Origin of the sequence: Nocardioides ochotonae (genome assembly GCF_011420305.2) — a bacterium.
GTDB classification, from domain to species: Bacteria; Actinomycetota; Actinomycetes; order Propionibacteriales; family Nocardioidaceae; genus Nocardioides; species Nocardioides ochotonae.
Genome location: NZ_CP061769.1, coordinates 80,292 through 92,730 on the forward strand (window position 1 = coordinate 80,292; position 12,439 = coordinate 92,730).

At 73.1% G+C, this 12,439-nt stretch carries 15 protein-coding genes; 8 read left to right on the forward strand and 7 right to left on the reverse strand.

Annotated elements, in window-relative coordinates; genetic code table 11:
• The first annotated feature begins 44 nt into the window (after positions 1–44).
• Complete coding sequence (gene aat / locus HBO46_RS00385) at positions 45–728, forward strand: leucyl/phenylalanyl-tRNA--protein transferase (protein ID WP_224769294.1); 684 nt, start codon at positions 45–47, stop codon at positions 726–728.
• Positions 729–732: 4 nt separating this feature from the next.
• Here aat and HBO46_RS00390 read toward each other — a convergent pair whose 3' ends face one another.
• Entirely contained in the window at positions 733–1,062 is a 330-nt protein-coding gene (locus HBO46_RS00390; RefSeq protein WP_224769295.1) for a rhodanese-like domain-containing protein, read from the reverse strand.
• A gap of 150 nt (positions 1,063–1,212) precedes the next feature.
• Here HBO46_RS00390 and HBO46_RS00395 point away from each other — a divergent pair, with 150 nt between their 5' ends.
• Genes HBO46_RS00395 through HBO46_RS00405 form a run of 3 tightly spaced genes read left to right on the forward strand, consistent with a single transcriptional unit; the run spans position 1,213 to position 2,302 of the window.
• On the forward strand, positions 1,213–1,896 hold the full coding sequence (locus HBO46_RS00395; protein ID WP_224769296.1) for a DUF4396 domain-containing protein: 684 nt from the start codon (positions 1,213–1,215) through the stop codon (positions 1,894–1,896).
• A gap of 32 nt (positions 1,897–1,928) precedes the next feature.
• Complete coding sequence (locus HBO46_RS00400; RefSeq protein ID WP_166135361.1) at positions 1,929–2,123, forward strand: hypothetical protein; 195 nt, start codon at positions 1,929–1,931, stop codon at positions 2,121–2,123.
• Positions 2,108–2,302 (forward strand): hypothetical protein, encoded by a 195-nt coding sequence (locus HBO46_RS00405; RefSeq protein WP_166135364.1) that lies wholly within the window; start codon positions 2,108–2,110, stop codon positions 2,300–2,302. Before HBO46_RS00400 ends, HBO46_RS00405 begins: the two co-directional genes overlap by 16 nt.
• A gap of 23 nt (positions 2,303–2,325) precedes the next feature.
• On the opposite strand, the gene HBO46_RS00410 is transcribed toward HBO46_RS00405, so the two are convergent.
• Positions 2,326–3,192, reverse strand: coding sequence for an Fpg/Nei family DNA glycosylase (locus tag HBO46_RS00410; RefSeq protein WP_166135367.1), 867 nt, complete (start codon positions 3,190–3,192; stop codon positions 2,326–2,328).
• 217 nt (positions 3,193–3,409) lie between these two features.
• Between HBO46_RS00410 and HBO46_RS00415 the strand changes: the two genes are divergently transcribed.
• Genes HBO46_RS00415 through HBO46_RS00425 form a run of 3 tightly spaced genes read left to right on the forward strand, consistent with a single transcriptional unit; the run spans position 3,410 to position 6,351 of the window.
• Positions 3,410–4,603 carry an ATP-binding protein gene (locus HBO46_RS00415; RefSeq protein WP_166135370.1) on the forward strand — a complete coding sequence of 398 codons (1,194 nt, stop codon included), beginning with the start codon at positions 3,410–3,412 and terminating at the stop codon, positions 4,601–4,603.
• A 24-nt stretch (positions 4,604–4,627) separates the two neighbouring features.
• Positions 4,628–5,407: a glycerophosphodiester phosphodiesterase gene (locus tag HBO46_RS00420; RefSeq protein WP_166135372.1), complete on the forward strand. Its 780-nt coding sequence runs from the start codon at positions 4,628–4,630 to the stop codon at positions 5,405–5,407.
• Positions 5,408–5,418: 11 nt separating this feature from the next.
• Positions 5,419–6,351: a DUF5926 family protein gene (locus HBO46_RS00425; RefSeq protein ID WP_166135375.1), complete on the forward strand. Its 933-nt coding sequence runs from the start codon at positions 5,419–5,421 to the stop codon at positions 6,349–6,351.
• A gap of 373 nt (positions 6,352–6,724) precedes the next feature.
• Here HBO46_RS00425 and HBO46_RS00430 read toward each other — a convergent pair whose 3' ends face one another.
• The 3 genes from HBO46_RS00430 to HBO46_RS00440 all read right to left on the reverse strand — a co-directional run bounded on the left by HBO46_RS00430 (position 6,725) and on the right by HBO46_RS00440 (position 9,352).
• On the reverse strand, positions 6,725–7,093 hold the full coding sequence (locus tag HBO46_RS00430) for a Crp/Fnr family transcriptional regulator (RefSeq protein ID WP_166135378.1): 369 nt from the start codon (positions 7,091–7,093) through the stop codon (positions 6,725–6,727).
• A 98-nt stretch (positions 7,094–7,191) separates the two neighbouring features.
• Positions 7,192–8,460, reverse strand: coding sequence for an arginine deiminase (locus tag HBO46_RS00435; RefSeq protein WP_166135381.1), 1,269 nt, complete (start codon positions 8,458–8,460; stop codon positions 7,192–7,194).
• Positions 8,461–8,512: 52 nt separating this feature from the next.
• Positions 8,513–9,352 (reverse strand): prephenate dehydratase, encoded by an 840-nt coding sequence (locus tag HBO46_RS00440; RefSeq protein ID WP_166135384.1) that lies wholly within the window; start codon positions 9,350–9,352, stop codon positions 8,513–8,515.
• A gap of 23 nt (positions 9,353–9,375) precedes the next feature.
• Here HBO46_RS00440 and HBO46_RS00445 point away from each other — a divergent pair, with 23 nt between their 5' ends.
• Positions 9,376–9,780 (forward strand): DUF4446 family protein, encoded by a 405-nt coding sequence (locus HBO46_RS00445; protein WP_166135387.1) that lies wholly within the window; start codon positions 9,376–9,378, stop codon positions 9,778–9,780.
• 140 nt (positions 9,781–9,920) lie between these two features.
• On the opposite strand, the gene HBO46_RS00450 is transcribed toward HBO46_RS00445, so the two are convergent.
• Positions 9,921–10,703 carry a GIDE domain-containing protein gene (locus tag HBO46_RS00450; RefSeq protein ID WP_166135390.1) on the reverse strand — a complete coding sequence of 261 codons (783 nt, stop codon included), beginning with the start codon at positions 10,701–10,703 and terminating at the stop codon, positions 9,921–9,923.
• A gap of 113 nt (positions 10,704–10,816) precedes the next feature.
• Entirely contained in the window at positions 10,817–12,391 is a 1,575-nt protein-coding gene (locus tag HBO46_RS00455) for a diacylglycerol kinase family protein (protein WP_224769297.1), read from the reverse strand.
• Positions 12,392–12,439 lie beyond the last annotated feature (48 nt).

A 12,439-nucleotide genomic window follows, 5' to 3' on the forward strand; every position in this document is an offset into this window, starting at 1 on the left:
GCCCGCGATCCTACGAAGACGGCGGTGAGCAGTACCGTCACGGAGTGCCCGTCGAACCGCCTCCCACCGCGTGGACCTTCCCGGACCCCGAGCGGTTCGACCCCGACGACGACCTGGTCGGGGTCGGCGCCGACCTCGACGCCGGCACCCTGCTGGCGGCGTACCGGCGCGGGCTGTTCCCGATGCCGGGCTCGCGGCGCGACCCGATGTACTGGTTCAGCCCGGTGCAGCGCGGCGTGCTCCCGCTCGACGGGCTGAAGGTGTCGCGGTCCCTGCGCCGCTCGGTGCGCGACCTGGAGATCCGGGTCGACACGGCGTTCGCCGAGGTGCTCGCGGCCTGCGCCGACCCGCGTCGCCCGGGCGCCTGGATCGACCGGCGGATCCGGGCGGCCTACACCCGCCTGCACGAGCTGGGCTGGGCGCACTCGGTCGAGACCTGGCGTGAGGGCCGGCTGGTCGGCGGGCTGTACGGCGTGGCGATCGGCGGGCTGTTCGCCGGGGAGTCGATGTTCCACCGCGAGCGGGACGCCTCCAAGGTGGCGCTGGTCGGCCTGGTGGACCTGCTGCGCGACGAGCACGCCGACAAGCGGATGCTCGACGTGCAGTGGCAGACCCCGCACCTCGCCTCGCTCGGCGTGGTCGAGGTTCCGCGCGCGGCGTACCTCTCGCGGCTCGCCGCGACGCTGGAGGTGCCGCTGCCCGCGGCGTTCGACGACGGGCTGCGGTAGGGGCTCAGACCACCTGGGGAGCCTGGCCGTTCTCGCTGACCATCGGGCGCCCGGCGCCGGCCCAGTCGAGCATGCCGCCGTCGAGGTTGACCACGTCGCGGCCGTGCTGGGTCAGCCACGCGACCGCCTGGCTGGAGCGGCCGCCGACGCGGCAGACCACGAGCACCTGACCGTCCGGCACCTCGTCGAGGCGGGACGGCAGGTCCATCAGCGGGATGTGTACCGCGCCCTCGATGTGGCCGTGCTCCCACTCGACGTCCTCGCGGACGTCGAGGACCGTGAGGCCCTCGGGGAGCGGGTTCGGTACGCCGTCGATGGAGACGGTGGGGATCACGGGGGCCTTCTCTCGTGGCTGCGGGCGAGGTGTGCTGTCTCCATGATCCGGGGTGTCGGGGGAGGCGCAACTCGGCAGGCATGGAACATACCCCCTGGGGGTATTGTTCAATCGGGAGCAGACGGGTTCCGACGGCGAAGGCGAACGCTCATGACACACCCGGCGCACCACACACACTCCCCGGCTCACGAGCACCCCGGTGGCGGGTCGCGGGCGATGGCGCTGAGCGCCACCCTCCACTGCCTGACCGGCTGCGTGATCGGTGAGATCGCCGGCCTGGTGATCGGCACCGCGCTCGGCCTGGGCAACGGCTGGACGCTGGTGCTGGCGGTCGCGCTGGCGTTCCTGTTCGGCTACATGCTGTCCACGCTGCCGTTGCTGCGCGCCGGCCTGGGCGTCGGTGCGGCGCTCGCGGTCGTGCTCGCCGCCGACACGCTCTCGATCGCGACCATGGAGGTCGTCGACAACGCGGTGATGGCGCTGGTGCCCGGCGCGATGGACGCGGGCCTGGTCAACAGCGTCTTCTGGCTGGCGATGATGCTCGCCCTCGGTGTCGCCTTCCTGGCCGCCTATCCGGTCAACGTGTTCCTGCTCGCGCGCGGGAAGGGCCACGCCCTCACCCACGGCTTCCATGGCGCCGCCACGCCGAGCGGCGCGCGCCGGCTGATCCCGGTGCTGCCGTCCGGCGCGCTCGCCGCCGTGATCGTGGCGTTCATGCTGGGCGGGCTGCTGGTCTCCGCTGCCGCGGAGCTGGGCGACGAGCCCGACGCCTCGACCGAGGACTCGCGGCAGTCCTGCGAGATCGACGCCGTGTTCCACGAGAGGTTCGGGTGAGTGGAACCGACGTCGCGGGGGATGCTCGCACCATGACCGGAGATCACGCCCGCCGCCACCGCGACCTGGAGGAAGTCGACGAACTTGCCAGCGTCGCCAAAGCCGCCATCGTCTCCTGCGTCGCGTTCCTCGTCGGAATTCCGGCACTGCTGGCCGTCTGGGGCCGGTTCGAGCCTGACGTCGTCGCGCTCGGCCCCTGGCGATCGTCGCCATGGTCGTCGCGCTGATCGCGCTGGGAGGCGGGCTCGCCGCCGCCGCGTGCGGGTCGGCAGCCGACGCGATGCCCCGTGCTGCGCGTGCGTACCGACGGACCGGCCTGGTCGTCGGCTACCTGTCCCTGCTGCTCGTCGTCTCCGAGACCGCTGTGATCGCGCTCGCGGTGATCCTCGGGTACGCCACGGGCTGATCGCCGGCCTGGCTCACCCGCTGCTACTTGAGCAGCTTCGACATCCGCCGGTCGGCGAGCGGCTTGCCGCCGGTCTGGCAGGTGGGGCAGTACTGCAGCGAGGAGTCGGCGAAGGAGACCTCGCGCACCGTGTCGCCGCACACCGGGCAGGGCTTGCCGGTGCGGCCGTGGACGGCGAGGTTGCTCTTCTTCTCGCCCTTCAGCTCGCTCGCGGCCAGGCCCCGGGAGCGCTCGACGGCGGCGCCGATGGTGTCGCGCACCGCGGCGTACAGCGTGGCGAGCTCGGCGTCGTCGAGGCTGTTGGCCGGCTTGTACGGCGACATCCGCGCGGCGTGCAGGATCTCATCGGAGTAGGCGTTGCCGATGCCGGCGATCGTGCCCTGGTGGCGCAGCACGCCCTTGACCTGCTTGCGGCCCTCGCGCTGCAGGATCTCCGCGAGCGCCTCGACGGTGAACTCGTCGCTGAGCGGGTCCGGGCCGAGCGCGGCGATGCCGGGTACGTCGGCGGGGTCGCGCACGACGTACAGCGCCAGGCTCTTGCGGGTGCCGGCCTCGGTGACGTCGAGGCCGGTGTCGTCGTCGAGCACGATGCGCACCGCGAGCGGCGACTTGTTGCTGGCCTTGGGCGGCAGCGCCGGCACCTCCTCGCGCCAGCGCACCCACCCGGCGCGGGCCAGGTGGAGAACGACGTGCAGGCCGGAGGCGTCGATGTCGAGGAACTTGCCGTGCCGGGTGACGTCGTCGACGAGCGTGCCCTCCAGCGCCGAGAGCGGCGGGTCGAAGGTCTTCAGCGCGCTGAACGCGGCCACGTGGACCTTCGTGATGGCGCGCCCGGCCAGCCGGCCCCGCAGGTCCAGGGCCAGCGCCTCCACCTCCGGCAGCTCGGGCACACCGCGAGTGTAGGTGGCGGGCGGGGGAGCGGGGTGGTGTCTGCGGGGTGCGACAAACCGCTTGTAACGCGGGGTTATTGACGCTGCACACACCGCATGCAGCGTGTGCAGCGTCAATAACCCCGCGTTACAGCTGGCCGCGGGCCCGCAGAACACGCCGATCCGACTCGCTACCCAAATCTAGGACCGCGCCTAGACACCCCGATACGGTCAGATCGTGGACCCGATCAGGAACCCCTACGCCCCCGGCGCCGGCCAGCGCCCGCCCGAGCTGGCCGGTCGCGACGACCAGGTGCGCGCCTTCGACGTCGTCCTGGAGCGGGTCGCGCGGGGGCGCCCGGAGCGCTCGCTGGTGCTGACCGGGCTGCGCGGGGTCGGCAAGACGGTCCTGCTCAACGCGCTGCGCTCCCAGGCGGTCCGCAAGGGCTGGGGGACCGGCAAGCTGGAGGCGCGCCCCGAGCAGGGCCTGCGCCGGCCGCTGTCCTCGGCGCTGCACCAGGCGGTCCGCGAGCTCGGCCACCCGGTGGGCGAGGAGTCCGACCACGTGCTCGGCGTGCTGCGCGCCTTCGCCCAGCGTGAGGCCGGGCCGGGCGCCAAGCTGCGCGAGCAGTGGAGCCCCGGCATCGACGTACCCCCGGCGCGCGGCCGCGCCGACTCCGGCGACATCGAGATCGACCTCGTCGAGCTCTTCACCGACCTCGGCGGGCTGGCCGGCGACACCGGCCGCGGGATCGCGGTGTTCATCGACGAGATGCAGGACCTCGGCCCCGACGACGTCTCCGCGCTCTGCGCGGCGTGCCACGAGCTGAGCCAGTCCGGGCTCCCGGTGATCGTGGTCGGCGCCGGGCTGCCGCACCTGCCGGCGGTGCTCTCGGCCAGCAAGTCCTACTCCGAGCGGCTCTTCTCCTACCAGCGCATCGACCGGCTGGCCCGCGAGGAGGCCGACCGCGCGCTCAGCTCGCCGGCGATGGAGGAGGACGCGGTCTACACCGAGGGCGCGCTCGAGGCGATGTACGCCGCCACCGGCGGCTACCCCTATTTCATCCAGGCCTACGGCAAGGCGGTCTGGGACCACGCCCCGCGCAGCCCGATCACCGCCGAGGACGTCGCGGTCGCCGCGCCCGAGGCCGAGCGCGAGCTGGCGGTGGGCTTCTTCGGCTCCCGCTACGAGCGTGCCACCCCCGGCGAGCGCGACTACCTGCGTGCGATGGCCGACGCGGCCGGCGAGGACGCCGACGTGGTGGGCTCGGTGGCCACCGCCGACGTCGCGGGCGTGCTCGGCAAGCGGCCGCAGTCGCTGTCCCCGGCGCGCGACGCGCTGCTCAAGAAGGGGCTGATCTATTCGGGGGAGCGCGGCCGGATCGCGTTCACCGTGCCCCACTTCGGGCGCTACCTGCGCGAGCAGGCCTGAGCCCGGCACGGCACGATGGTCGCCATGCGTCCCCAGGTCGTCGCCCACCGGGGCGCGAGCCACGAGCAGGCCGAGCACACCCTCGCGGCGTACGTCGCCGCCCTCGACGCCGGGGCCGACGGCCTGGAGTGCGACGTCCGGCTGACCGCCGACGGGCACCTGGTGTGCGTGCACGACCGCAGCACCCGTCGTACGGCGCGGCACCGCGGGCTGGTCTCCACGATGGAGCTGGCCGAGCTCTCCGAGCTCGACTTCTCCTCGTGGAAGAACCCCTGGGGCGACCTCGACGACGAGGCGCCCGAGATCGACGAGGAGATGAACCGGGTCCTGACCCTGCGCAAGCTCTTCGAGGTGGCCGCCGACTACGACCGCCGCGTCGAGCTGGCGGTGGAGACCAAGCACCCCACGCGGTACGGCGGCCTGGTCGAGCGTCGCGTCGCGGACCTGCTGCGCGACTTCGGCTGGGAGCGCGCCGGCAGTCCGGTGCGGGTGATGAGCTTCTCCTGGACCGCCCTGCAGCGCCTGGATCGGCTGGTGCCGGAGGTGCCGCTGGTGATGCTGTTCGAGCACGCCGAGCAGTGGCCGGTGCTGCGTCGGGTGGTCGGACGCGACTGGATCATGGGGCCCGGCATCGAGGAGCTCACCGCGCATCCCCGCCTCGGCCCGCGCATCGTGCGCGCCGGGCACTCGCTCAACGTGTGGACCGTCAACACCCGCGCACAGCTCGAGCTGTGCCGCGAGCTCGGCGTCGAGGCGGTCATCACCGACCGCCCGGCCTACATGCGGGAGCTGCTGGAACGGTAGGTTCAGGCCCCATGGCGAAGAAGTCCCGCACCAAGGCCCGTGACGCTGCTCCGCTCGCCGAGGGCGAGGTCGGCCCCCGGCAGCCCTGCCCCTGTGGCTCGGGCAAGCGCTACAAGGCCTGCCACGGCGCGGCCGGTGGCGCCGCGACGCCGTTCGTCGCCCGTCCCTTCGAGGGCCTGCCCGGCGAGTGCGACCTGGTCGCGCTGCGCGAGCTGGTCCCCGCCGCGACCGCCCCGCTGACCCTCAAGGACTCCGACCGCCCGGTCCGGCTGTGCACGCTGCTGCCGATGGCGGCGCCGGCGATGGTCCGCGACAGCGGCGAGATCTGGCTGGGCCTGCAGGTCCAGCACTCCTTCGGCGACCCCTCGCGCGACCTGGGCGCCGTGCTGCTCGCCGCGCTCGACGCCGAGCCCGGCATCGTCGGCCTGACCTCCGACCCGGGCCCCGGCCCGCGCCTGCAGGACCTGATCTCCAACGACACCCTCGAGGTCACCGTCCACGAGGGCTTCGACTACTGGGTCTCCGACGTCGAGGACACCTCCGGCATGGAGGCCGCGCTGCAGCAGGCCAACGAGTCGGTGAACCCGACGCTGCGCCTGGCGTCGGTCGAGGCGGCGTACTGGACCAACGTCGGGCCCAAGGAGCACCTGCGCTGGGTGATGCCCGAGCCCGAGGACCAGCTGCTCGACGCCCTCGCCCGCCTGCACGCCGCCGGCCGCGACGTGCTCGTGCCCGGCTCGCGCCTGGTCGGCATGTTCCGCGCCCACGGCCTGCTCGCCCCGGTGTGGGACCTCGAGGTCGGCACCGGCGCCGAGGCGCTGGAGGACCCGGCCGCTGAGTTCCGCGCCGCCCTTGACGAGGCGCTCGCCGACACCTCCGAGCTGACCACCGAGCAGCGCGCCGCCCGCTCCGGACTGGCAAACCGTCAGGTCACCATCCGCTAGTCGTCCGCGCGGGGCCACGGGGTAGGCGACGTCACCCCAAGTAGTTGACCACTCATCTTGCTCCGCTGTGTACGGATAAGTAACGTAGGAGTGGACCCGGCCGGTCTGCCCCCCGTCAGCACCGGTCGGGTCCTTCCACGTCCAGGGTCGGTACGCCGGCCTCCTCACGCGCCGCGCAGCACCCAGGCCCCCAGCCGCGGGTGGTCCTTCACCGAGGCGCGGCGCAGCCGCTGGAGTGCGTACGCCGCCGGCGCGGGCACCACCTCCGGGCCCGCCCCGCGATCCCGCGATCCGCGGCGAGCGCGTCGTGGACCCCGGCGTGCACCAGCACCGTCCCCGGCCGGGCCAGCGAGGTCAGCCGGGACGGGGTCGCTCATCGCAGCCGCGCGGCCGCCACGGCGTCGATCTCGTCGCGGAACCTCGGCAGGTCCCTGCGCAGCTGCTGCACCGCCTCGGTGGTCAGGTGGATCAGCTCCAGCGGCGTCAGCGCCACGACCGTGGCCGAGCGCAGCTGGTGCCCGACGATCGCGCTCTCCCCGACGATGTCGCCGGGGCCGAGCCGGGCGATCTCCTCGCCCTGGCGGCGTACCGAGACCGTGCCGGCGAGCAGGATGTAGGCCTTGTCGGCCGGGGTCTGCTCCCAGATCGGCGACCAGCCGGCGGGGAGCGTGAGGTGGGTCCCGGCGGCGCTGATCCGGGCCACCTCGTGGGGCGTGAACGCGTCGAAGAACGTGGCAGTCATGCGAACCTTCCGGTGCGGTCGTACGGCGTGCCTCCCCGCGCCGGATCCTCGCGGAGCCGGGCGCGGGTGTCCAGGGTGCGTACCGAACCGTGAACCGCTCAGTCGGTCGGGAGCGGGTCGCGGGCGACCGGGCAGCTCATGCAGCGCGGGCCGCCGCGACCGGAGCCGAGCTCGGACCCGGCGATGCGGACCACCTCGATGCCGGCCGCCTCGAGACGGTCGTTGGTGACGACGTTGCGCTCGTAGGCGACCGCGACCCGGGGCGCGATGGCGAGGGTGTTGTTGCCGTCGTCCCACTGCTCGCGCTCCGCGGTGACCGGGTCCAGGCCGGTGTCGATGCGGTGCAGGGTGTCGATCCCCATCGCCTTCGCCGCGGCGACCATGAACGGCTCGGCCGGCGCGACGTGCAGCACCAGGTCCGCCTCGTGCTCGGCGGGCTCGGCGAGGGTGACCGCGTGGGCGCGCAGCGAGTCGGCGATGTTGGGGTACATCACGATCTTGTCGACGTCGACCATCGTGCAGACGGTGTCCAGGTGCATGGTGGCCCGTTCCTGGGCGATCGGCACCGCGAGCACGGTGGTGGCCAGTCGGGCGTGGAAGACCTGGCGGGCGAACCGCTCGACGCCGGCCGGCGTCGTACGCTCGCCGACGCCGACGGCGATCACGCCCGGCGCGAGCAGCAGCACGTCGCCGCCCTCGACGTGCTCGTGCTGCCAGCCGTGCACCGTCTGCGTGCCCGCGAAGCGCGGGTGGTGGGTGTAGACGAGCTCGGTGAGCTGGGTCTCCCGCGCCCGGGCCGGCATCGCCAGCGAGGTCACCGCGACCCGGTCGCGCACCCACACGCTGGAGTCGCGGGTGAACAGCAGGTTGGGCAGCGGGTCGATGAGGAAGTCGTCGTGGGCCAGCAGGCTGGTGACCAGCCCGAAGCCCCCGCGCACCTCGTCGTTGCGGATGCCGGCGGTGAGGTGCGCGGTGAGCTCGGCGGGTGAGGCGTCGCGCAGGTACGCCGCAAGGTGGGCGCGCAGCGTGTCGCCGAGGTGCCGCCCGTCGAGCGCGGTGGTGATCGCGCGGTGGCGGGCCTCCTCGCCGGCCAGCGCCTCGGTCAGCAGCGTGGTGAGGTGCAGGACCTCGACCCCGCGGCTTCGCAGTGCCTCGGCGAAGGCGTCGTGCTCCTCCTGCGCGCGGCCCACCCACGGGATGCCGTCGAAGAGCAGTCGGTCGTTGTTGCGCGGGGTGAGCCGCTGGAGCTCGGGGCCGGGCCGGTGCAGCACGACCGTGCGCAACCGCCCGACCTCGCTGTCGGCGCCGTGCGGGGCGCGGGTCGCGCGGGATGCCGGGTCCTCGGGGTGCGCTGCCGTGGCTGCCATGCGGCGACCCTAGTCACCGCCCGGTCGCGGGCACCGGTGTCAGGCGCGGGTGTCAGGCGCGGAACGGGTCCGCGGGATAGACACCGAGCACGCGGACGTCGGTGGTGAAGAACTCCAGCTCCTCGAGCGCGCGCTTGAGGCCGGGCTCGTCGGGGTGGCCGTCGACCTCGCAGAGGAACTGCGTGGCGGTGAACTGCCCGCCGACCATGTAGCTCTCCAGCTTGGTCATGTTCACGCCGTTGGTGGCGAACCCGCCGAGCGCCTTGTAGAGCGCGGCGGGGATGTTGCGGACGTTGAAGACGAAGCTGGTGACGACCGGCCCGTTGCCGGCCGGGGCGCGCACGAAGTCGGGGGAGAGCACCACGAAGCGGGTGGTGTTGTGGTCCTCGTCCTCGATGTCCTCGGCGAGCACGTCGAGGCCGTAGATCGGGGCGGCCATCGGCGGCGAGATCGCGGCCTGGGTCGGGTCGCCGGCCTCGACGATCTCGCGGGCGGCGCCGGCGGTGTCACCCGAGATCACCGGGGTCAGGCCGTGCTCGCGGATGATCTTGCGGCACTGGCCGAGCGCGTGCACGTGGCTGTGCACGGTGCGGACCTGGTCCAGGGAGGTGCCGGGCAGCGCCATCAGGTGGAAGCGGATCCGCAGGAAGTGCTCGGCGATGATGTAGAGCCCCGACTCGGGCAGGAAGTGGTGGATGTCGGCCACCCGCCCGGCGATCGAGTTGTCGATCGGGATCATCGCCAGCTCGGCGTCCCCGGACGCGACCGCGGCGAACACGTCCTCGAACGAGGCACACGGGACCGTGTCCCAGTCGGGGTAGTGCTGCGCGCAGACGGCGTGCGAGTTGGAGCCGGGCTCGCCCTGGTAGGCGATGCGTCGAGGATCGGTCACCCGCACAGCCTAGGGTTTGGCCCGTGGTCCTCCTCGCCGTCATCTCGCTGCTCGTCGCCCTCGCCGCCTTGGCTCTCGCCGTCGTCTCGCTGCGCCGCGGACAGACCTCCGGTCAACGGCCCTCGGAGGAGGCACTGCCCGAGGACGTCCACGGGCTGCGCCAGGAGGTCGCCGCGCTGCGCGCCGAGACCCGAGACGCGCTGCGCCACCTCGCGGTGGTGCGCTACGACGCCTTCGGCGACATGGGCGGGCACCTCTCCTGGTCGCTCGCGCTGCTCGACGACTCCGGCCACGGCGTCGTGCTGACCTCGATCCACGGCCGCGCCGAGGCCCGCACCTACGCCAAGTCGGTCACCGCCTGGCGCTGCGAGCAGCAGCTCTCCCCCGAGGAGTCCGAAGCCATCGAGCACGCCCGCCCTCAGCGCTGACCGCTCCCGTTGAATCGAGACTTGTGCCCGTCGAGTCGAGACCTCTGACGCGTTGAGTCGAGAGCTCGTACGCCGCGGCGTACCGCCGCACGCCACGAGCACCGACTCGGGCAACCACAAGCCCCGACTCGGCGACGTGGTCAGGCGAGGAGGCCGAGGATCAGCATCACGACGGCCGCCACCGCGGCGAGGCCGGAGCCGCCGGCGCAGAGCAGCGCTCGGCGGGTGTGCGCGGCCTGCAGCTCGGCCTCCGAGCGAGTGGAGATCACCAGCGGCGCCGACGGGGAGTCGCGGACCGCGAGGCGGCCGTCGCGGTCGGTCGCCTCGCCCTGCACGAACAGCGGGGTGCCCGGGGTCAGGACCCACTCCTCGTACTCGTAGCCGAGCGTCTCCCGGCTGGCCGGCATGGCCAGCGAGAGCGAGCCGATGGTGATCGACGGGCCGCCGCGCCCGGTCTCGGGGCGGAACTCGTTGCGCACCTTGCGCGGGCGGTCCACCGCGGTCTCCGGCACCACGAGGACCTCGCCGTGCTCGTCGCGCAGCACGAAGGGCTCGCGGCTGCGGTTCTCGGTCACCACCTCGGTGCGGGTCTGCGTGCGGTGCTCGCCGCCGCTGGTACGGCGCCGCTCCTCGTAGCGCCGGCTGACCTTGTGGTGGTGCCACACGCACGGGGTCCCGGAGATCTCCGAGGTGAGCAGCCCCTGCGGTCCGGGGGCGGCCACGCCGCTCAGCTCGACCCGCTCGGCGTAGCTGCGGCTGCCGGCGGCGGCGCTCGCGGCGCCGGCCAGCGCCGTGAGCGTGGCGGTCGTGGAGGTCTCGGTGCCGCGCAGCCGCTGGCGGGCCCCGCGGGCCTCGTGGGCGAGGTAGCCCAACCCGACCGCGACGACCGCGGCGACGAGGGTGGCGATCAGGTAGGACGTCATCTCAGGCCTTCGGTCGCGGGACGGGACAGCGGGATGGGGGCAGCGCGCCCACCCTGCCCCAGCGGGGCGCCGCCTGTCCGGCGAGTCGAAGGCTTCTGTGGACGAACGCCCGATCAGCGCGGCACGCGCACCAGCAGCCGCCCGTGCACGCACTGCATCCGCAGCTCGCGACCCGCGCCGATCGAGTCGCCGTCGAGCTGCCGCGGAGTGTCGACCGCGGCCCGGATGACCACCGACGCGCCGGTCTTGCGGTCCACCAGCTCGTCGGTGTGGCGGCGCTTGGCCAGCACCCGCCAGGCCAGCGGCAGCCAGCCCGCGAAGTTCTTGGGGTGCAGGATCACCACGTCGAGGAGGCCGTCGTCGATGACGGCATCGGGCAGCAGCGGCATCCCGGCCTGGAGGAAGCCGACGTTGCCGACGACCACCGTGCGGGCGCGGTGCCGGGTGAACTCGCCGCCGTCGACGGAGATCTCGACCCGGACGGCGGGGAACATCAGCGACTTGGCGCCCGACACGACGTAGGCGATCCAGCCGACCCGCTTCTTCAGGTCCTCGTTGACCCCGGCCATGATCGCCGCGTCGAAGCCCATCCCGGCCATCACCATGAAGTGGGTGTCCTCGATGCCGTCACCGCCGACCTCGACCATGTCGATGGCCCGGTCCTGGCCGTTGAGGCCGACGTCGATCGCGGAGCGGATGTAGAGCGGGATGCCCAGGTTGCGGGCCAGCAGGTTCCCGGTGCCGGCCGGGATGATCCCGACCGGGATCCCGGTGCCGGCGAGCTCGGCGCAGACCTCGCGCACCGTGCCGTCGCCGCCGCAGACCAGCACCAGGTCGGCGCCGCCGACCGCTGCCGCGTCGGCCATGCCGGCGCCCGGGTCCTCGACGGTGGTGTGGTGCCACACCGGCGTGGACCAGCCGGCCTCGGCCGCCATCGTGCTGACCACGTGCTTGAACTGCCCGACGTCCTCGACCTTGATCGGGTTGAGGATCACGTGCAGCGAGCGGGTCGAGGCGAAGACCTCCGGGAGCGGCTCGATGCTGGCGGCGGTGCTGCGCGGCAGCGGGTTGACCACGGCGAGCCCGATCAGCACGCAGGCCAGGCCCAGCACGGTGCCGCCGACGACGTCGGTCGGGAAGTGGCGGCCCAGCAGCACCCGGTCGAGGCAGACCACGACGACCAGCGCGACCAGCGCCGTACCGACGAGGCGGCGCACGCCGCGCCGGCGTACCAGCATCGTGACCAGCACGAACGAGACACCGGCGAGCGCCGCGACCGAGGAGGCGTGCCCGGAGGGGAAGGAGTTGGTGGTCAGCAGGTCGTCGGTGAGCTGCCACTCCGGGCGCTCGCGCCCCACGGTCAGCTTGATCAGCGTCGTGGCCACCGAGGTCAGGACCATCACGAAGACCGTGAAGTACGCCGCGCGCCGGTGGCCCTTGAGGAACATCGTGGCGGCGAGCACCGCCGTGAGGATCGTCATGCCGATCGTGCCGAAGGCCACCTCGACCACCCGCAACGGGACCCGCAGCCACGACGTCTCCACTGCCCAGTCCTGCGCGGGGTCGCCGCGGTCGTCGAGCGCGGCCACCGGCCCCCACCCCTGGACGGCGGCGAGGGCGATGCCGGAGAAGACGGCGACACAGAGGAGGGCCCAGGTCAGGTGGACCAGGCGAGGACGATCCAGCACCGGGTCAGTATGACCGGGCCGGCCAGCCGCGGAGGTGCCAGGGACGCG

Excerpts from the sequence above, each read along its gene's own strand:
- HBO46_RS00425 (WP_166135375.1), top strand. The coding sequence starts at position 5,419 with ATGGCGAAGAAGTCCCGCACCAAGGCCCGTGACGCTGCTCCGCTCGCC.
- HBO46_RS00435 (WP_166135381.1), bottom strand. The coding sequence starts at position 8,460 with ATGGCAGCCACGGCAGCGCACCCCGAGGACCCGGCATCCCGCGCGACC.
- HBO46_RS00400 (WP_166135361.1), top strand. The coding sequence starts at position 1,929 with ATGACCGGAGATCACGCCCGCCGCCACCGCGACCTGGAGGAAGTCGAC.
- HBO46_RS00405 (WP_166135364.1), top strand. The coding sequence starts at position 2,108 with ATGGTCGTCGCGCTGATCGCGCTGGGAGGCGGGCTCGCCGCCGCCGCG.
- HBO46_RS00395 (WP_224769296.1), top strand. The coding sequence starts at position 1,213 with ATGACACACCCGGCGCACCACACACACTCCCCGGCTCACGAGCACCCC.
- HBO46_RS00430 (WP_166135378.1), bottom strand. The coding sequence starts at position 7,093 with ATGACTGCCACGTTCTTCGACGCGTTCACGCCCCACGAGGTGGCCCGG.
- HBO46_RS00420 (WP_166135372.1), top strand. The coding sequence starts at position 4,628 with ATGCGTCCCCAGGTCGTCGCCCACCGGGGCGCGAGCCACGAGCAGGCC.
- HBO46_RS00450 (WP_166135390.1), bottom strand. The coding sequence starts at position 10,703 with ATGACGTCCTACCTGATCGCCACCCTCGTCGCCGCGGTCGTCGCGGTC.